Origin of the sequence: Mesorhizobium sp. WSM4884, assembly GCF_029625675.1 — a bacterium.
Taxonomy (GTDB): domain Bacteria; phylum Pseudomonadota; class Alphaproteobacteria; order Rhizobiales; family Rhizobiaceae; genus Mesorhizobium.
The window spans coordinates 164,406-182,287 of the sequence record NZ_JARTVO010000002.1; the positions used below are offsets into that span (position 1 = coordinate 164,406).

The 17,882-nt window shown below is 63.4% G+C and carries 17 protein-coding genes and 1 tRNA gene; 13 read left to right on the forward strand and 5 right to left on the reverse strand.

Going from position 1 to position 17,882, the window contains the following annotated elements:
- Window positions 1-20 precede the first annotated feature (20 nt).
- A complete protein-coding gene (locus P9236_RS03410) occupies window positions 21-1,649 on the reverse strand; it encodes a fatty-acid--CoA ligase (protein ID WP_278073190.1) in 1,629 nt (542 codons plus the stop codon).
- Window positions 1,650-1,843: 194 nt separating this feature from the next.
- Between P9236_RS03410 and P9236_RS03415 the strand changes: the two genes are divergently transcribed.
- Together P9236_RS03415 and P9236_RS03420 are read left to right on the forward strand one after the other, a co-directional pair.
- A complete protein-coding gene (locus tag P9236_RS03415) occupies window positions 1,844-2,200 on the forward strand; it encodes a hypothetical protein (protein ID WP_278073191.1) in 357 nt (118 codons plus the stop codon).
- Window positions 2,201-2,417: 217 nt separating this feature from the next.
- Window positions 2,418-2,807, forward strand: coding sequence for a DUF427 domain-containing protein (locus P9236_RS03420; protein WP_278073192.1), 390 nt, complete (start codon window positions 2,418-2,420; stop codon window positions 2,805-2,807).
- Between the two features lie 160 nt (window positions 2,808-2,967).
- Here P9236_RS03420 and P9236_RS03425 read toward each other — a convergent pair whose 3' ends face one another.
- From P9236_RS03425 to ppdK, 3 genes are all read right to left on the reverse strand, one after another.
- Complete coding sequence (locus P9236_RS03425; protein WP_278073193.1) at window positions 2,968-3,702, reverse strand: polysaccharide deacetylase family protein; 735 nt, start codon at window positions 3,700-3,702, stop codon at window positions 2,968-2,970.
- Between the two features lie 122 nt (window positions 3,703-3,824).
- The gene (locus tag P9236_RS03430) at window positions 3,825-4,928 is read right to left on the reverse strand and encodes a glycosyltransferase family 9 protein (protein ID WP_278073194.1); all 1,104 of its coding nucleotides are present in this window, start codon (window positions 4,926-4,928) and stop codon (window positions 3,825-3,827) included.
- A gap of 122 nt (window positions 4,929-5,050) precedes the next feature.
- Window positions 5,051-7,735, reverse strand: a complete 2,685-nt coding sequence (ppdK, locus tag P9236_RS03435) for a pyruvate, phosphate dikinase (protein ID WP_278073195.1) — start codon at window positions 7,733-7,735, stop codon at window positions 5,051-5,053.
- Window positions 7,736-7,952: 217 nt separating this feature from the next.
- Between ppdK and P9236_RS03440 the strand changes: the two genes are divergently transcribed.
- The 3 genes from P9236_RS03440 to P9236_RS03450 all read left to right on the forward strand — a co-directional run bounded on the left by P9236_RS03440 (window position 7,953) and on the right by P9236_RS03450 (window position 9,539).
- Window positions 7,953-8,297, forward strand: a complete 345-nt coding sequence (locus P9236_RS03440; protein ID WP_278073196.1) for a VOC family protein — start codon at window positions 7,953-7,955, stop codon at window positions 8,295-8,297.
- Between the two features lie 175 nt (window positions 8,298-8,472).
- Window positions 8,473-8,547, forward strand: a tRNA-Gln gene (locus P9236_RS03445).
- Window positions 8,548-9,002: 455 nt separating this feature from the next.
- Entirely contained in the window at window positions 9,003-9,539 is a 537-nt protein-coding gene (locus P9236_RS03450; protein ID WP_278073197.1) for an Hsp20/alpha crystallin family protein, read from the forward strand.
- A gap of 78 nt (window positions 9,540-9,617) precedes the next feature.
- Here the strand turns inward: P9236_RS03450 and P9236_RS03455 are convergent, their stop codons facing one another.
- Complete coding sequence (locus P9236_RS03455) at window positions 9,618-9,842, reverse strand: hypothetical protein (protein ID WP_278073198.1); 225 nt, start codon at window positions 9,840-9,842, stop codon at window positions 9,618-9,620.
- 152 nt (window positions 9,843-9,994) lie between these two features.
- On the opposite strand from P9236_RS03455, the gene P9236_RS03460 reads away from it, so the two are divergent.
- The 8 genes from P9236_RS03460 to arcC all read left to right on the forward strand — a co-directional run bounded on the left by P9236_RS03460 (window position 9,995) and on the right by arcC (window position 17,824).
- Window positions 9,995-10,453 carry a DUF2267 domain-containing protein gene (locus P9236_RS03460; RefSeq protein WP_278073199.1) on the forward strand — a complete coding sequence of 153 codons (459 nt, stop codon included), beginning with the start codon at window positions 9,995-9,997 and terminating at the stop codon, window positions 10,451-10,453.
- A gap of 3 nt (window positions 10,454-10,456) precedes the next feature.
- Window positions 10,457-11,185 (forward strand): phosphoribosyltransferase, encoded by a 729-nt coding sequence (locus P9236_RS03465; protein ID WP_278073200.1) that lies wholly within the window; start codon window positions 10,457-10,459, stop codon window positions 11,183-11,185.
- 9 nt (window positions 11,186-11,194) lie between these two features.
- A complete protein-coding gene (locus tag P9236_RS03470; protein WP_278073201.1) occupies window positions 11,195-11,647 on the forward strand; it encodes a pyridoxamine 5'-phosphate oxidase family protein in 453 nt (150 codons plus the stop codon).
- 194 nt (window positions 11,648-11,841) lie between these two features.
- Window positions 11,842-13,086 (forward strand): MgtC/SapB family protein, encoded by a 1,245-nt coding sequence (locus P9236_RS03475; RefSeq protein WP_278073202.1) that lies wholly within the window; start codon window positions 11,842-11,844, stop codon window positions 13,084-13,086.
- Between the two features lie 124 nt (window positions 13,087-13,210).
- On the forward strand, window positions 13,211-14,677 hold the full coding sequence (gene arcD / locus P9236_RS03480) for an arginine-ornithine antiporter (RefSeq protein ID WP_278073203.1): 1,467 nt from the start codon (window positions 13,211-13,213) through the stop codon (window positions 14,675-14,677).
- Window positions 14,678-14,688: 11 nt separating this feature from the next.
- Window positions 14,689-15,903, forward strand: coding sequence for an arginine deiminase (locus P9236_RS03485; protein WP_278073204.1), 1,215 nt, complete (start codon window positions 14,689-14,691; stop codon window positions 15,901-15,903).
- 12 nt (window positions 15,904-15,915) lie between these two features.
- Entirely contained in the window at window positions 15,916-16,917 is a 1,002-nt protein-coding gene (gene argF, locus P9236_RS03490; RefSeq protein WP_278073205.1) for an ornithine carbamoyltransferase, read from the forward strand.
- Between the two features lies 1 nt (window position 16,918).
- Window positions 16,919-17,824, forward strand: coding sequence for a carbamate kinase (gene arcC, locus P9236_RS03495; protein ID WP_278073206.1), 906 nt, complete (start codon window positions 16,919-16,921; stop codon window positions 17,822-17,824).
- The last annotated feature ends 58 nt before the right edge of the window (window positions 17,825-17,882 follow it).

Here is a 17,882-nt window from a genome sequence, read left to right on the forward strand (position 1 = left end):
GCCGAAAGATCGAACAATCCTCAATCCGTCGGCAGCCGGTACTCCTTGAATTGCTGGCGCAAGGTGGTCTTCTGGATCTTGCCGGTGGCGGTGTGGGGGATCTCGCCGACGAAGGCGACATCGTCGGGCATCCACCATTTGGCGACCTTGCCGCTCATGAAGGTCAGGATTTCGCTCTTGCTCGGCTCCTTGCCCGGCTTGCGCACGACGACCAGCAGAGGCCGCTCGCCCCATTTGGAATGCGGCACGCCTATGGCCGCAGCCTCCGCGACATCGGGATGGCCGACGGCAAGGTTCTCGAGGTCGATGGTGGAGATCCACTCGCCGCCCGACTTGATGACGTCCTTGGCGCGGTCGGTGATCTGCATGTAACCGCTGGCGTCGATATGTGCGACGTCGCCGGTGTCGAACCAGCCGTCGGTATCGAACTGCTCGGAGCCGACACCGCCGTAATAGGCGCGCGCGACCGCCGGGCCGCGCACCTTGAGGCGTCCGAAAGTCTTGCCGTCCCAGGGCAGCGCGTTGTTCTCGTCGTCCGTCACCTTCATTTCGACACCGAAGGGCGGATGGCCCTGCTTGCCCTGGATATCGAGCCGAGCATCGCCAGTCAGTCCCTCATATTCCGGCTTCATGGTGCACAGCGTGCCGAGCGGCGACATCTCGGTCATGCCCCAGGCATGCACGACCTGAACCTCATATTTGTCCTGGAATTTGGCCGTGATGGCGCGCGGGCAGGACGAACCGCCGATGACGACCTTGTTCAGATAAGGCAATTTCTTGCCGGTCTCCTCCAGATATTGCAGCAGCATCATCCACACCGTCGGTACCGCGGCGCTGAACGTGACCTTTTCGGTGTCGAGCAATTCATAGATGGAGGCGCCGTCCATCTTGCAGCCTGGCATGACCAGCTTGGCGCCGATCATCGGCGTGGTCTGGCCGAGCCCCCAGGCATTGGCGTGGAACATCGGCACCACGGGCAGCACGACGTCGCGCGCGGATATGCCCATGGCATCGGGCATGGCGGCGATCATGGCGTGCAGGACGTTCGAGCGGTGGCTGTAGACGACGCCTTTCGGGTCGCCCGTCGTGCCGGAGGTGTAGCACATGCCGGCGGCGGTGTTCTCGTCGAAAGTCTTCCAGGCGAAGACGCCGTCGGCCTCGGCAAGCCATTCCTCATAGGCAATCGCATTCGGCAACGACGTTTGCGGCATATGCGCCCGATCCGTCAGTACAATTACCTGCTTCAGCGAATTGACTTGGCCGGCGATCTTTTCCAGCAGCGGCACGAAGGTCAGGTCGACGAAGATCGCCCGATCCTCGGCATTGTTCATGATCCAGGCGATCTGCTCGGGAAAGAGGCGCGGATTGAGCGTGTGATAGATCGCGCCAATGCCCATGATCCCGTACCAAGCCTCAATGTGGCGGGCGGTGTTCCAGGCAAGCGTGGCGATGCGGTCGCCGAGCCCGAAGCCGTCACGCTCCAGCCGCTGCGCCACTTTAAGCGCCCGATGACGGATGTCGGCAAAGGTCGTGCGCTCGATCGGGCCTTCGATCGAACGCGTCACGATCTCCCGGCCGCCGTGCTGGCGTTCGGCGTGATCGATCAACTTGTGGCAGAGCAGTGGCCATTCCTGCATCAGTCCGAGCATCTCGGCTCCTCCCCTTTTCGCGCTTTCGCGTCATTGTTTCACGCATTGTGGAATGATCCGGCGGATTGTCCAGCGACCATAAGTCCAAGGCGGTGGATGGATCGAACAAGTCGTGAACCCCGCCACAATACGGCCATCGTCGGCGTTAAGTTTCACTAACGGGCTGGGTGAGATTGGCGAATGGAGAGGTTCGCATGGACGCGCAGCTCGACGAAAAAGCCCTCGAAAGCACCCTTGCCGAAAGTCTGGACGATCTGACGCCGGACTCCAAAACCGTTTCCGACGACGAGTTTGCCGAAGTCGTCGGCGGCGCGCTGGAGGCTGTCGGCGGAACGCTGCTGTTCAAGATGTGCGTCGAAAACGACGGCGAAGGCCAGCATGTTGCTGCCGCATGCGTCGGCGACGGCGGCAACCGCCAGTTCCTTTTGCTCACGCTGCCGACCACGGGCGGAGCGCTGAAGGTCGAGACCGCGGCCAGAAGCACCAATCCGGTCGCCGGCATCGCCGCAGCCTATGCGGGCCTCATGGACGCGTTCAAGGCAGCCGCCTGACCGTCGGCATCGGCTGGAACAGTATTTCGTTTGGGCGCGATTTCGCGCCATGGCGCGCTCTTGCGCGAGGCGCCTGTCCGCCCCATCTTCGACGAACTTTGTGTTCACGCAATTCCGGACAGCTACGCACTTCTCCTGGAATTGCAGTCTTTGTCTGTCGCAATTCCGGACGGAAAACCGCTACGCACTTTTCCTGGATTGCTGAAGGAGAACCGTCATGGACAAGCGCGCCAACCCCGCCCCGGGCTTTCAACGCAATCCGGACAAGGTGATAACGATCGAACCTTACCGCGGCACCGTCACAGTCAGCGCCGGCAACGTCATCATCGCCAGGTCGACCCGGGCCAGGCTGTTGTCGGAACCGCCCTACCCCGCGGTTTTCTACATTCCCTTCGAGGACATCGATTTCGGCAAGCTCGCCAGGACCGGGCATTCGACGCATTGCCCCTACAAGGGCGATGCGAGCTACTGGAGCGTCCTGCCGGCCGGCGAAAGCGGCAAGGACGCGATGTGGGCCTATGAGCAGCCTTTCGACGAAATGACCGAGATCCGCGATCACGGCGCGTTCTATACGAGCAAGGTGACAGTCGAGGCCAAACCCGACTGAGAGCTTCGAACCGGCGCCAAGGTGCGTTGAGATTCAGGTCAGGCCGTGTCGAGAATGGCGGGTTCCGAGAACCGGAGCGGAGCGTACTTAAGCACGTGAGCACCGGAAGCGCAGGAAACCGCCCTTCGCAGATGGCATCACCTGAATATCAGCGCACCGGTCAGTCCGTGGTGCCGTCGTTGCCCACACCCTCCGCGTCGTCCAGCCGAACGAAGGTCATGCCCTTCTGCTTCAGGGCCAGCAGCCCCTGGACGACGCCCTCGCCCGCCGCGTGGGTCGGCTGGTTGATGTGCGCGATGATGACGTCACCGTCCTTGGCGGCGGCGATACGCCGGGCGGTTTCCCTGGCGCCGAGCAGCGACCCGCCGTCACCGTTGACGGAGAAGCCGGCGATCTTGAAGCCCAGCTTGCGGATCATCGCGATCGCCGACGGGCTGTATTCGGCGGTGGCGCCGCGAAACCATTTCGGCGGCGGGCCGCCGGCGCTTGCCAGCGCGGCGGCGCCGGACTCGACTTCGGCCTGAACGGCATCAGGGCTGCCGGCGCTGCTGATGCCGTAGATCTTGCGCGGCGTATCGACAGCCGGGATGTGACGGCCGCCGTGATTTTCCAGTTCGAACAGGTCCGGATGCGCCCGCATGATCTCGACAGCGGCGGCGTTGTGCTTCAGCCAGATGCCGGTGACGAAGATGGTTGCCGGGATCCTGTTTTCGACCAGAGCCGAAAGGATGCGCGTATCGGTCTTCCCGCCACAGGCATCCAGCGTAAGGGCCACACGCCCGCCGCCGCCCCTCAGATGCAAAGTCGGCTCGACCAGCGTCGCGGCATTGCCGGCCGAGGCCAGCGCGACCGACAGCGCGAGCGCGCAAAGCGACTTCCGAAGCAAATCCGTCATTCTTTCCAAGCCCGGCATGCCCAGCCATTCAACCGCAAGATGGCGTCAACAAGACCCGCATCTAGGCGAAAATCGGGACGGTTCGTATCCGAAAAGCAACCGCGCGACAATTTGCGTGAGCGTCAGACCGCCTGCTCCAGCGAAACCTCGGTCCGCGCCAGAAGTTCGCGCACTGCCTCGACGACGGAATCCACTTCCAGGCGCCAGACACAGCATGCCTTGCTCGGATCGGTCCTGCGGCACAGGTCGCCGCCGACGCAATCGCAGGGCATCGGCGGCCGCAACGAGATGCTGGGAACGCCGACAGGTCCCCACTGCGCCGGGTTGGTCAGGCCGAACAAGCCGACGACGGGAGTGCCGGCGGCGGCCGCCATATGCATCGGACCGCTCTCATTGCCGAGGAATAGCCTGGCTTCCTTGAGCAGCGCCAAAAGCGTTTCGAGCGAGAGCGCGCCGACCAGATTGACGACCGGTGCCTTCGCAGTCGCCATGATCTTGTCTGTCGCCTCGTTTTCGTCGGGACCGCCCACTAGAACGACGTCCAGGCCGGTTTCGGTCGATATCCGTTCGATCGCTGCGGCAAAGCGCTCGGGCTGCCAGCGGCGCCCGGGGAAGCTCGCTCCGGCGTGCACCGCCACGAAGGCATTGGGCCGCAGACGATATTTGCCCAGCAAAGCGAGGGCCAGCGTCGTTTCGAAAGGCAGCGGACGGATCGCCGGCACCCTGACGCGTAGGTCCACACCAAGCGCCTCGAGCGGCGACAGATAACGGTAGAGATAATGCTGTTCGCCGAAGGCGTAGGGCTTCATCCTGACATTGGCGGGCTGGCGCTCATACCAGCGCATCGGCCGCTCGGTTGGGCAGTGCCCCATCCGGACCGGAGCGTTGACGACACCGGAAAGGATTCGCGAGGTTTTCGAGTCTGTTATGTCGATGGTCATGTCGAAGCGCTGTTGGCGCAACTCGCGCATCATCCGGAACAGCTCGCGCCCGCGCTGCAGCGGCGTGCCACGCATATGGGCGCGGCGGAAGGTGATGACTTCGGACGCGATGCCATGCGCGGTGAGGAAGCCGCCGAAACGAGCGTCGCAAAGAAAGACGATCCTGGCGCTCGGATATTCCAGTTGCAGATTCTTCGCCAACGCCGAGGCAAGCACGATGTCGCCGACAAACTTGGTCTGCAGGACCAGGATCGACCGGAAGGAGGTGGGCGAAATCTGCAACATCTGTTTCTCGCACCGAGGAATTCGGAACCATAAACTGCTCGGAGACGATGTCGAGATTCGGAACCATCACACGCACGTTCGCGTGAGTTTCCATACAAAATCGTAAGGTGCCGGCGCGCCTGTCAGGCGCGCTTTGCCTTGCCCTTCGCGGCTTCCACGGCGGCCTGCGCGGCGGCCAGCCGCGCGATCGGCACGCGGTAGGGCGAGCACGACACATAGTCGAGGCCGACCTCTTCGCAAAAGCGGATCGAGGCTGGATCGCCGCCATGCTCGCCGCAGATGCCGAGCTTGATCTTTGGCCGCGTAGCCTTGCCCTTTTCCGCCGCGATCCGCACCAGTTCGCCGACACCGTCGGCGTCGAGCGATACGAACGGGTCCTGCTCGATGATGCCCTTCTGCCGGTAAGTCTCGAGGAAGGAGGCCGCGTCGTCGCGCGAGATGCCGAAGGTCGTCTGCGTCAGGTCGTTGGTGCCGAAGGAGAAGAATTCGGCCGCTTCGGCTATCACATGGGCGCGGATCGCCGCGCGCGGCAATTCGATCATGGTGCCGGTGAGATAATCGATCTTCGTGCCTGTCTCCTGCATGACGCTCTTGGCCACCGCATCGATGCGTGCCTTGACGTATTCCAGCTCCTTCACCAGGCCGACCAGCGGCACCATGATTTCGGGCACCACCAGAGCGCCGGCCTTGCGGCCTGCCTCGACCGCCGCCTCGAAGATGGCGCGCGCCTGCATCTCGGCGATCTCCGGATAGGAGACGGCGAGTCGGCAGCCGCGATGCCCGAGCATAGGATTGAACTCATGCAGCGCCTCAGTGCGCTGCCTGAGCTTGTCTGCTGATACGTTCATCGCTGCCGCGACCTCGGCGAGCTCGGCTTCGGTCTTGGGCAGGAATTCGTGCAGCGGCGGGTCGAGCAGGCGGATCGTCACCGGCAGGCCGGCCATGATCTCGAACAGCTCGAGGAAGTCCGAGCGCTGCATCGGCAGGAGCTTGTCGAGCGCCGAGCGCCTGTCCTTCTCGGTGTCGGCGAGGATCATCTCGCGCATGGCGACGATGCGGTCGCCGTCGAAGAACATGTGCTCCGTGCGGCAAAGGCCGATGCCTTCGGCGCCGAAGGAGCGTGCCATGCGCGCATCGAGCGGCGTTTCGGCATTGGTGCGCACCTTCATGCGGCGCGCGGCATCCGCCCACTCCATGATGGCGGCGAAATCACCGGAAAGCTCCGGCTGCAGCATGGCGACCGCGCCCTTCAGCACCTGGCCGTTACCGCCGTCGATGGTGATGATATCGCCCTTGCGGAAGGTCTGGCCCATCGAGATCAGCGTGCCGGCCTTGTAGTCGACGCGCAGCGAGCCGGCGCCCGACACGCAGGGCTTGCCCATGCCGCGCGCCACCACCGCGGCATGGCTGGTCATGCCGCCGCGCGTGGTGAGGATGCCTTCGGCGGCATGCATGCCGTGGATGTCCTCGGGGCTGGTTTCGATGCGCACGAGGATCGCCTTGCGACCTTGCGCCTTGGCGTCCTCGGCATCGCTGGACGAAAAGACGATCTCGCCGGTGGCGGCGCCCGGCGAGGCCGGCAGGCCCATGCCTATGACATCACGCGCGGCCTTCGGATCGATGGTCGGGTGCAGAAGCTGGTCGAGCGAGGCGGGATCGATGCGGGCGACCGCCTCCTCTTTCGTGATCAGCCCGTCCCTCGCCATCTCGACGGCAATCTTGAGCGCCGCCTTGGCGGTGCGCTTGCCGGAGCGGGTCTGCAGCATCCACAATTTGCCGCGCTCGATGGTGAATTCGAGGTCCTGCATATCGCGGTAGTGCTTCTCCAGCCGGTCGGAGATGTCGACGAAGGCCTGGAAGGCGTCCGGCATCAGCTTCTGCAAGGACGGCTTGTCGGAGCCCGCGGCGATGCGCGCCGCCTCGGTGATGTTCTGCGGCGTGCGGATGCCGGCCACCACGTCCTCGCCCTGAGCATTGACCAGGAATTCGCCGTAGAGCTGCTTTTCGCCGGTCGAGGGATTGCGGGTGAAGGCGACGCCGGTGGCGGAGGTTTCGCCCATATTGCCGAACACCATGGCCTGGACGTTGACCGCCGTGCCCCAGCTTTCCGGGATGTCGTGCAGGCGCCGGTAGGTGATGGCGCGGTTGTTCATCCAGCTCGAAAACACCGCGCCGATGGCGCCCCAGAGCTGCTCGCGGGGGTCCTGCGGGAACGGCTTGCCGAGCTCCTCCTCGACCTTGGCCTTATAGAGCCCGATCACGTCCTGCCATTCCCCGGCTGAAAGCTCGGTGTCGAGTTCATGACCGAGGCTCGCCTTCTGGTCCTCGAGGATTTCCTCGAAAACCTCGTGGTCGAGGCCCATGACGACGTCGGAATACATCTGGATGAAGCGGCGGTAGCTGTCATAGGCGAAGCGGGCATCGCCGGAATCGGCGGCCAGTGCCTCGACGGTCTCGTCGTTGAGGCCGAGATTGAGCACTGTGTCCATCATGCCGGGCATCGAGGCACGGGCGCCGGAGCGAACCGAGACCAGGAGCAGCTTCGATGGGTCGCCGAAACGGCGGCCGGTGAGCCTGCCGATATGGTCGAGCGCCGCAAGGACATCCGCCTCGAGCGCCGCCGGATAGGTGCGGCCGTTGGCGTAGTAGGCGTTACAGACATCGGTGGTGATGGTGAAGCCCGGCGGCACCGGCAGGCCGAGGCTGCACATTTCGGCCAGATTGGCGCCTTTGCCGCCGAGAAGATTGCGGTCGCCGGCACGGCCTTCCGCGGCGCCGTCGCCGAAGGTGTAAACCCACTTGGTCATGCATGCCCTCCAGGTCCTTGGAAGATAGACAACACCCGGACCCAGGCCCGGTTCCCCGTCCTTCCGATCCGAGCGATAGGATGCTGCAGTGCGAAAGGCAAGCGTCGGCAAAGCGAGCGCAGCCACTACAATCGATTAAGCAAAAGCTGCGTCAAAAAGACTTGCCGGTATCGGCCGGGCGATATAGAACATAACAAGAACGAAGTGGAGTAGCGTTATGAAACTCAACGGAAAACTCGACTATCTGGAACTGCCGGCCACCGGCGGCACGCTGGACAGCGTCAAATCCTTCTACAGCGCGGCGTTTTCCTGGTCGTTCACCGACTACGGGCCAACCTACTCCGCTTTTACCGAAGGGCTCGACGGCGGTTTCCAGGCCGATGCCGGCGAGGCGCTCGCCAGACCGCTGCCCGTGCTCTATTCCGAAAACCTTGAGGGCACAGCTGAAGCGATCGAGAATGCCGGCGGCAGCATCGTCAAGCCGATCTTTTCCTTTCCCGGCGGCAGGCGGTTCCATTTCACCGACCCAGCCGGCAACGAACTGGCCGTGTGGGGCGAATAGCCCGCAGCTCCCGTCGTCGGATTTAATCTTTCCCCTTGGGTTCCGCCGGAAAACGCGGCGGCAATCCGCCGACGCAGGCGTGCGGCAAGATTACCTTGGATGTCGGCGGTCCAAGCATTGAGCTTTCCACCGGCTCGTCCTATAAGGCCGCGCGCAGCGGGCACCGCCCGGCTGCTGGGGCGTCGCCAAGTGGTAAGGCATCGGTTTTTGGTACCGACATTCCCAGGTTCGAATCCTGGCGCCCCAGCCATCCCTCACCGTGGCCTCGCTCGGCCCAGTTGGTCGCGAACCACTCGTCGCGCCGTGTAGCCACCATCCACCAAGCGATAGCTACCGGTTATGTAGCTCGCTTCGCCGCAAAGCAGAAAGCAAGCCGGAGCCGACACGATCGCCGGAGCCCAGCGTGCTGAGCCTTGACCTGCTCAAATCCAGAACCGGTTCTTCTTCGATCTCGTTTGACACGGATCAACGATGGTTGCTCGGACCGGTGCTTTGATGCCAAGCCTCGATAGGTCGAGCATGAACTGGCGATGCGGGCGCGACGATCCGCGCCAAACGCGGAAATCGCGAAGCAATGAACCGGTTCGGTGGGGACGCCTGTCGAGCGGGTCCGCTGGCCTCCAGCTCTGGCGCCTTTGGGGAAACCTGAGGTGGAAGAGCGGAGGCAGCGGCACTTGTCGATCAACCTGTCTTATGGAGAGAACCATGGCTGAAGTCGCTACCAAACTGCCCGTGAAAACCGAGAAGAATGCGCCCGCCGCCAGGTCGGATCACTGGACGGGGCCGTTCGAAAGCCTGCGTCGCGAAATCGACCGGCTCTTCGATGATTTCCATCCTTTCGATCTCCGTCTGCCCTCCACCCGCTCGTTTTTTGGCCGGGATTTCCCAGCGCTGCGCAGCGACTGGTCCGTCGCGCCGGCGATGGACCTGATTGAAAAGGCGAACGAGTACGAGATCACGGCCGAACTGCCGGGCATCGACGAAAAGAACGTCGAGATCAAGCTCGCCAACAACGTGCTGACGATCAAGGGCGAGAAGAAGGAAGAGAAGGAGGAAAAGGAGAAGGACTACTACCTCTCGGAGCGCCGCTACGGCTCCTTCCAGCGGTCGTTCCAGTTGCCTGAGGGGGTCGACGCCGACAAGATCGACGCCAGCTTCACCAAGGGTGTTCTGACCGTGAAGCTGCCCAAGACGGCCGAAGCCCAGAAGGCCGAGAAGAAGATCACCGTCAAGGCCGCATAACGGCTCGAATGACCGCTTCCTCAGTGCGCCGAGGCGGTGCACTGAGGAAGAAACCTTCCTGAGGGGCCCCTGGCTCGCTTACACCGCTGGATCGTCTGCCTTGGAAGGAGCAGCCGGCTTCTGGGCTGTTACCGCTTGGCGTTCCGCGATCTCGAGCTTCTGCTTCTCGCCCGCAAGCAAATCCTGAATCATGCGTCGCTTTTCCGGGTCGGTTTCACCGGCGAGCAAGTCTTCAAAATGGGCGATGTTGGCCCGCGCAATGAACCGGTCCACGACAGTCCCTCGATTGTCGACAAGACGCATTGCTTGGAGACTATCCTAATAACGTGGGTATTCCACCCATGCTTGTTCACATTTGCCGCAGCCGCCTTCCAAACTGCTGCCGATCGGTCGAGTTCGGGCGCCAAGCATGAAGCGCGCGTCAAATTGACCTAACGCAATGCGCGCGGGTCTGAATGGCCGAGAAAGGAACAGGTTGGAGGATCACGACGATGACACGCTCGCACACGTCCATCACACATGCTGCCGAGCAGGCACAGCAATGGGTGAACGAACTCGCCAAGGATTTGGACTGGAACGAGCAGAGCGCGTTCCGCCTGTTGAAGTCGGTGCTGCACGCTTTGCGCGATTGGCTCTCGCCGGAGGAAATGGCCGACCTGTCGGCCCAGTTGCCAACGCTGATCAGAGGTATCTACTTCGAAGGGTGGAACCCGGCCGAGCCGACATGGGAAAGGAAGAAGCGCGACTTCGTGATCTGCGTTCGCAACAGTTTCGGCTACGAGCCGATGATCGACGTCGACAACGCAATCAGAGCGGTGTTCAGGCTTCTCGATCGTCACATCTCGCACGGCGAGATCGTCCAAGTCCGCAATTCGATGAAGAAATCGCTCCGTGAATTATGGCCGGAGGGATGATCGATGTTTCGCGATCGCCATGAGGCTGGACAGAGACTCGCGCTCGAACTCGCCAAACTGACCCTGCGGGATCCGGTCGTCCTGGCATTGCCGCGGGGCGGCGTTCCCGTCGCCGCGGAGGTGGCCAAGGCTCTCAAGGCGCCGCTGGATTTGATCCTCGTCCGCAAGGTCGGGGCCCCAGGCAATCCGGAACTGGCCGTTGCCGCTATCGTGGACGGAGATCCTCCGGACGTCGTTCTCAACCGGGAAATCGTGGAAACCTATGGCCTGGGCGACGACGCGCTGCGTGTCCTGATCGCAGGGGAGCGTCCGGAGCTGGAGCGCCGTCGCACGACATATCGCGGCGAACGCGCGCCGTTGTCGGTTGCCGGCAAAACGGTGATTATCGTCGACGACGGGGCTGCCACGGGGACGACGATGAAGGTTGCCATCCGTGCGATGAAGCGACGCTCGCCGCGTAAGATCGTTGTCGCGCTTCCGGTCGCGCCGGCGGAAACTGTGACCGATCTTGCCCAGGAAGCCGATTTGGTCGTCTGTCTCAGCCAGCCGGCCCGCTTCCGCGCGCTCAGCTATTACTACGTCAACTTCCCGCAGCTCTCCGATGGCGAGGTTCTCGACATCATGGATGAGGTTGCCCGGGCACGGGCCGGCAGCCGCGGCAGTAACGGAAGAAGACAGCCCGCCGCGCATGCCGCAAACAAATCACGGCAGAAAGCTCGCGCCGAAGAATAGGAGTTCCAGATGCACATCCGCACGCTTTCCGTCCTGGAATGCACAAAAATCCTAACGGCCAGTCGCGTCGGCCGCCTGGCCTGCGCCAAGGATGGGCAACCCTATATCATTCCGTTCTACTTCGCCCATGCGGACAATCACCTTTATGCCTTTTCCATGCCGGGCAAGAAGATCGACTGGATGCGCACCAATCCTCTCGTGTCCGTCCAGGTCGACGAACGCGGCACAGGACGAGGTTGGAAAAGCGTGATCGTCAACGGTCACTATGAGGAGCTCCCCGATCGGATTGGGCACGAGGTCCAGCGTGACCACGCCTGGTCCGTCTTGAGCAACAAGCATGCCGACTGGTGGGAGCCAGGCGCGCTCAAGCCGGCTACGTCCTCGGAGGCGGAGCATCTTCCCCACGTGTTCTTCAGGATCTTCATCGCGGAAGTTTCGGGCCGCGAGGCGATGGAAATCTGATCCCTGTGGCAAGCCCCGGCGGAAGCTGCGCCGGGCCGACGTTGGTCGAAGCGGTTGACGACACACGCCGTCCATCCAAAGCGCATCGCGACGAAACGCATTCCGGCGACACGCTTTAAGCCCTTGTTTTGATGCATGTCGTTATCCCAACACCGCAGCGCACTTTTGGGCGACATGCATTAAGGTGGCTCGTCATGGATACGCTCATCGCCCAGCTTGGGGTCGCCCTGGCGATAGGATTGCTCGTCGGGTTGGAACGCGGCTGGAGAGAGCGCGATGCGCCCGATCGCAGCCGCACAGCCGGCATTCGTACATTCGGCATATCGGGGTTGCTCGGTGGTGTTGTCGCGGCTTTAGCCAAAGCGCTCGCGGCGAATTCCGTGTTGGTCGCCGGCTTCATCGCGTTCGCAGCCATTTTTGCATGGTACAAGGCGCGCGAAGCCGCGCACGATGAGGACTACAGCGTCACGACCGTCATCGCGGGCCTTGCCGTCTTCGCCCTTGGAGCACTCTGCGTGGCCGGCGATTTCCGGGTTGCCGCCGCGGGCGGCGCAGCCCTCGCGGCACTTCTGGCAAGCCGCGAGGTCCTGCACGGACTCTTGCAGCGCCTGACCTGGATAGAGCTTCGCTCGGCGTTGATACTTGCGGCGATGAGCGTGATCGTGCTGCCCCTGCTGCCTGACCGCACATTGGACCCGTGGGGCGGCTTCAACCCGCGCGAGATCTGGCTCCTGACGGTGCTGATGGCCTCGATCTCCTTTGCCGGTTACGTCGCGGTACGCGTTCTGGGAAACGCTCGCGGCCTGATTGTCAGCGCGCTTGTCGGCGCGGTCGTCTCATCCACCGCTGTCACCTTGTCGCTGGCCCGCATGGCCAACGCAGCGAACAATTCCTTGTCTTTTGTGGGCGCGGCATCGCTGGCGGCAACGGTTTCGATCTTGCGTGTCTGCCTTGTCGTTCTGGCCCTCACGCCGGGCGTGGCCGCGTTCATCGCCGCGCCCGCGCTCGCTGCCGCGCTGGCATTCGCCGCCTGCGGAGCAATCGCATTGGGCATCCATGGCCAGAAACCGGAGAACCCTGCCCCGACGCGCAATCCATTCGAATTGACGCCTCTCCTGATCTTCGCGTTGCTGTTCGCATTCGCTTCGACAGCGAGCGCCGCGCTGGCCTCCCGGTTTCAGGAACAGGGCCTGCTGGCGAGTTCCGCGATCGCGGGCGCGTTCGATGTCGATGCCTCAGTGCTCAGCGCCCTGCGCCTGGTCAAGAATTCAATCTCGATCGAAACGGTCGGACATGCGGTGCTGATGGCGCTGATGGCGAACGCGATCGGACGCCTTTCGCTGGCGGCATTCGCAGGTCCGGTGAGATTCTGGCTGCCCCTGGCCGGCATGACTTTGATCGCCGCGGCTGCGGGTTATAGCGCCATGCAACTCCTGTAGCGATCCGCATCGGCTTTGTCTCCGCGCGGCGGCCCCGCAGGGAAACCGGATTTGACCCGCGTCAAGGCTGCCGCTCTCTCTTTCCTGTTGGATCCTGCCACTGTTCGCAATTCGGGAGCGCATCATGTCCACGACAGAAATCAATGTCCCAATCCGGGAAGCCAGCGCCACGGCATCGACGAAGCTACGACTGGGATCCCTGACAGCCCTCGTCATCGGCTCGATGGTGGGTTCGGGCGTGTTCAGCCTGCCGCAAAACATGGCGGCCGGCGCTGGCCCTCTGGCGATCCTGATCGGCTGGGCGATCACCGCCGTCGGCATGCTCGCGCTGGTGTTCGTCTACCAGTCGCTGGCGGTACGTCGACCCGAACTCGACGCAGGGCCGTACGCCTATGCCAAGGCGGGTTTCGGTCCCTTCGTCGGCTTCAACAGCGCCTGGGGCTACTGGATCAGCGCGTGGGTCGGCAACGTCTCCTACGCCGTGATTGTGTTCAGCGCTTTGTCCTATTTCTTCCCTGCCTTCGGTGACGGGAACACATGGCAGGCGGTGCTCGGCGCGTCGATCCTGTTGTGGATCATCCACTTCCTCATTCTTGCAGGCATTCGCCAAGCTGCGATCGTCAACACCATCGTGACCGTGGCCAAGATTGCGCCCGTCGTCCTTTTCGCCGGGATCGTCGCCGTCGCCTTCAAGCTCAATGTCTGGACACTCGATTTCACCGGGCTCGGCAACGCCTCACTCGGCACCATCGCCGCTCAGGTCAAGAGCACGATGCTGGTAACGCTATGGGTCTTTATCGGCATCGAAGGCGCCAGTGTCTTCTCCGCTCGGGCGGAACGCCGCAAGGACATCGCTACCGCGACCGTGCTCGGCTTCTTCACCTGCCTCGCGCTCTATGCGCTGGTCTCGCTCCTTTCGCTCGGCATCCTTAGCCAACCTGAACTTGCCGCCCTAAAGAACCCGTCGATGGCGGGCGTGCTGGAGGCGGTCGTCGGGCCCTGGGGCGCCGTGCTCATCAATCTCGCGCTCGTGGTCTCGGTCGTCGGCGCCTTCTTGAGTTGGACGCTGCTCGCCGCGGAAGTTCCGCATGTCGCAGGCAAGGACGGGACTATGCCGAAGTTCTTCGGCCGGGAAACCGAACGCGGCGTTCCCTCGACGTCGCTGCTGATCACCAACCTGCTCGTGCAGGCCTTCCTGGTGATCACGCTCTTTGCGCAGAGCACCTACCAGGCGCTCTTCTACATCGCCTCGGCCGCCATCCTCGTGCCCTACATCTTCTCCGGAGCTTTCGCCGCCAAGCTGGCTTGGACCGGGGAAAGCTATGAGAGCGGCGAGCGGCGCACCGGAGCTCTCTTTGCCGGCGTGCTGGCGACGATCTACGGGCTGTGGCTGGTCTACGCAGCCGGACCCGCGTATCTCTTCATGTGCGCGATCCTCTATGCACCGGGCATCATCTTCTATGTCTGGGCCCGTCGCGAAGGCAATCAGCGCGTCTTCCATCCGGTGGAGGCAGTCATAGCGGTCGCGCTCGTCGCCGTAGCTCTCCTTGCCGTCTACGAGATGTGGACCGGCGCCGTCAGCGCGCTTTGAGAGGTGATCCCATGGCAAATCTGGGGGTCCACTCGGAAGTCGGTCGCCTGCGCGAGGTGATGGTGCACAGGCCGGATCTCAGCCTGCGCAGGCTGACGCCGGAGAACTGCAAGGCGCTGCTGTTCGACGACGTGCTGTGGGTCAAGCGAGCGCGCCAGGAACACGACATTTTCGTCGATGCCTTGCGCGAACGCGGCGTGGTGGTTCATTCGTTCGGCGAGCTCCTTGCCGAGACCATGGCCATCGGCAAGGCGCGCGACTGGCTTCTCGATCGCCGCGTGCATGCCGGTGTCGTCGGCCTGGACATGGTCGACGAGATGCGGGGATGGCTGAACGAGATGCCGGCCGATCTGCTGGCGAGCTGTCTCGTCGGCGGCATCGCTCGCGCCGAGCTGCCGTTCGAACCCAAGGGACTGACCGGAAGAACGCTCGCGCCGCAGGACTTCGTGCTGCCGCCGCTGCCGAACCAGCTCTTCACGCGCGACAGTTCCTGTTGGATTTATCGCTCGGTCTCGGTCAACGCCATGTATTGGCCCGCCAGGCGGCCTGAAGCGGCCAACGTCGAGGCTGTCTATCGCTTCCATCCACGGTTTCGCGACAGCGGCATTCCATTCGTATCGCCCGCAGGGGGACCGGGCGTTAGCCTGGAGGGCGGGGACGTCATGCCGGTCGGCGGCGGCGTCGTTCTGGTCGGCATGGGTGAACGCACCACGCCGCAGGCAGTGGGCGACCTTGCCCGCAGCCTGTTTGCCGCCGGGGAGGCCACGCGCGTGATCGCGGCGCTGATGCCGCGCGACCGCTCCTTCATGCATCTCGACACCGTCTTCACCCTCTGCGACCGGGACCTCGCCACCATGTATCCGCCAGTGGTTGAGCGGCTGCGCAGCTTCTCGATCCGTCCCGGAGACGGCGATGCGGCGGTCGAGGTCAGGGAAGAAAATGCCCCTTTCACCACGGTCGTCGCGGAGGCGCTTGGGCTGAAATCGCTGCGGATCATCGCCACCGGCGGCGACCGCTACGAGGCCGAGCGCGAGCAATGGGATGACGGCAACAACGTCATCGCGGTCGAGCCGGGCGTCGTCATCGGCTACGACCGCAACGTCTACACCAACACGCTTCTGCGCCGCGCGGGGATCGAGGTGATCACCGTCGAGGGCGCCGAGCTCAGCCGCGGCCGCGGTGGTGGCCACTGCATGACCTGCCCCATCGCACGCGACCCGCTCTGAAAGGACCCCAAAATGTCGATCAACCTGCATGGCCGCTCGGTGCTTTCGCTGGACGACCTCTCGGCCGAGGAGATCCGCTTTCTCCTGAAGCTGGCCGCCGACCTCAAGGCCGCCAAGCAGGCCGGGCACGAGACGCCGCGTCTCGTCCGCAAAAACATCGCGCTGATCTTCGAAAAGGATTCCACCCGCACGCGGACGGGGTTCGAGGTCGCCGCCTACGATCAGGGTGCCCACGTCACCTATTTCGGCCCCACCGGCAGCCACATCGGGCACAAGGAGTCCATGAAGGACACCGCTCGAGTGCTTGGCCGGATGTATGACGCGATCGAGTATCGCGGCTTTGCGCAGCATCAGGCCGAGTTGCTTGCCGCGCATGCCGGCGTGCCTGTGTACAACGGCCTGACGGACGAGGCGCATCCGACGCAGATCCTCGCCGATTTCATGACCATGCGCGAGTTCACGCACAAGCATCTTTCGGACATGACCGTCGCTTTCGTCGGCGAGGGTCGGGACAATGTCGCCCAGTCCCTGGCGGTAGGCGCCGCCAAGGTCGGCATCGACATACGCATTGCTTCACCGAGGGAGCTTTGGCCGGACGAGGAATTCTGCGCCCATGTGAGAAACCTGGCGGAACGCAGCGGTGGCCGCTTCAGGCTGGACGAGGACGTCAAGAGCTGCGTCGAAGGTGCGGACTTCATATACACGGATGTCTGGCTCTCGATGGGAGAGGACAAGTCCGGCTGGCCGGAGCGCATTCGTCAGCTGACGCCTTATCGGGTGACGAGCGAAGTGATGTCGGCCAGCGGCAATCCGCACGTGAAATTCATGCATTGCCTGCCGGCATTCCACGACACCGAGACCGAAGTCGGCGCCCACGTCGCGCGCGAATATGGGATCGACTGCATGGAGGTTTCCGACGAGGTGTTCGAGTCGGGCGCGTCGATCGTCTTCGACCAGGCGGAAAATCGCATGCACACGATCAAGGCGCTGCTCGTCGCCACGATCGGCAACTGACATGCTGATCGTCGCCGCGCTCGGTGGGAATGCGCTGTTGCGGCGCGGCGAGCCGATGACCGCCGAGAACCAACGCAGCAACGTCAAGCGCGCCGCGTCCGTCCTGGCGGCGCTCATCGGCGAAGGCCATTCGCTCGTCATCACGCACGGCAACGGTCCGCAGGTCGGCCTGCTCGCGCTCCAATCGGCCGCCGCTTCGAAAGAAGGTGCCTTCCCGCTCGATGTTCTCGGCGCCGAGAGCGCCGGCATGATCGGTTACATGATCGAGCAGGAGCTTGCCAACCTCGCCAGCCAGAGGCTGTTCGCGACGCTGCTGACGCAGGTGAAAGTCGACCCGCAAGATCCGGCTTTTGCGCATCCGACGAAACCGATAGGCCCCGTCTATGACGAGGCGACCGCGCGACGGCTTGCAAGCGAGCGTGGCTGGGCAGTTGCGCCCGACGGCGACAAATGGCGCCGCGTCGTGCCCTCGCCGCGACCTGTCGAGATCCTGGAAGTGTCCGTGATCTCCTATCTGGTCGAGCACGACGTCGTCGTCATCTGCACGGGCGGCGGCGGTGTCCCCGTGGTCGCTCGCGATGACGGCAGCATGGTCGGCGTCGAAGCCGTCATCGACAAGGATCTGGCGAGCTCGCTCCTGGCGCGTCAGTTGAAGGCCGACATGCTGCTCATGCTGACCGATGTCGATGCGGTCTATGTCGGCTACGGCACGCCGGACGCTCGCGCGCTTCGTAAAGTCGGGGCAACGGAATTGTCCGGGCGCGATTTCCCGGCCGGCTCGATGGGACCCAAGATCAGCGCCGCGATCGAATTCGCCCAAGCCACCGGCAAGCCGTCGGCGATCGGGAGGCTCGAGGACGCGGTGGAGATCGTCAAAGGCCGGCGAGGCACCCGGTTCGAAGCCTAGCCTCGTTTTCGGCCCCTTATCCGGCGCATTCCTTGAAGAGCCGGTCGATGGCCCTGGG

Coding starts and splice junctions, on each gene's coding strand:
- P9236_RS03470 (WP_278073201.1), top strand. CDS start 11,195: ATGCACATCCGCACGCTTTCCGTCCTGGAATGCACAAAAATCCTAACG.
- P9236_RS03415 (WP_278073191.1), top strand. CDS start 1,844: ATGGACGCGCAGCTCGACGAAAAAGCCCTCGAAAGCACCCTTGCCGAA.
- P9236_RS03420 (WP_278073192.1), top strand. CDS start 2,418: ATGGACAAGCGCGCCAACCCCGCCCCGGGCTTTCAACGCAATCCGGAC.
- ppdK (WP_278073195.1), bottom strand. CDS start 7,735: ATGACCAAGTGGGTTTACACCTTCGGCGACGGCGCCGCGGAAGGCCGT.
- arcC (WP_278073206.1), top strand. CDS start 16,919: ATGCTGATCGTCGCCGCGCTCGGTGGGAATGCGCTGTTGCGGCGCGGC.
- P9236_RS03450 (WP_278073197.1), top strand. CDS start 9,003: ATGGCTGAAGTCGCTACCAAACTGCCCGTGAAAACCGAGAAGAATGCG.
- P9236_RS03440 (WP_278073196.1), top strand. CDS start 7,953: ATGAAACTCAACGGAAAACTCGACTATCTGGAACTGCCGGCCACCGGC.
- argF (WP_278073205.1), top strand. CDS start 15,916: ATGTCGATCAACCTGCATGGCCGCTCGGTGCTTTCGCTGGACGACCTC.
- arcD (WP_278073203.1), top strand. CDS start 13,211: ATGTCCACGACAGAAATCAATGTCCCAATCCGGGAAGCCAGCGCCACG.
- P9236_RS03430 (WP_278073194.1), bottom strand. CDS start 4,928: ATGTTGCAGATTTCGCCCACCTCCTTCCGGTCGATCCTGGTCCTGCAG.
- P9236_RS03460 (WP_278073199.1), top strand. CDS start 9,995: ATGGCCGAGAAAGGAACAGGTTGGAGGATCACGACGATGACACGCTCG.
- P9236_RS03465 (WP_278073200.1), top strand. CDS start 10,457: ATGTTTCGCGATCGCCATGAGGCTGGACAGAGACTCGCGCTCGAACTC.
- P9236_RS03410 (WP_278073190.1), bottom strand. CDS start 1,649: ATGCTCGGACTGATGCAGGAATGGCCACTGCTCTGCCACAAGTTGATC.
- P9236_RS03455 (WP_278073198.1), bottom strand. CDS start 9,842: ATGCGTCTTGTCGACAATCGAGGGACTGTCGTGGACCGGTTCATTGCG.
- P9236_RS03475 (WP_278073202.1), top strand. CDS start 11,842: ATGGATACGCTCATCGCCCAGCTTGGGGTCGCCCTGGCGATAGGATTG.
- P9236_RS03485 (WP_278073204.1), top strand. CDS start 14,689: ATGGCAAATCTGGGGGTCCACTCGGAAGTCGGTCGCCTGCGCGAGGTG.
- P9236_RS03425 (WP_278073193.1), bottom strand. CDS start 3,702: ATGACGGATTTGCTTCGGAAGTCGCTTTGCGCGCTCGCGCTGTCGGTC.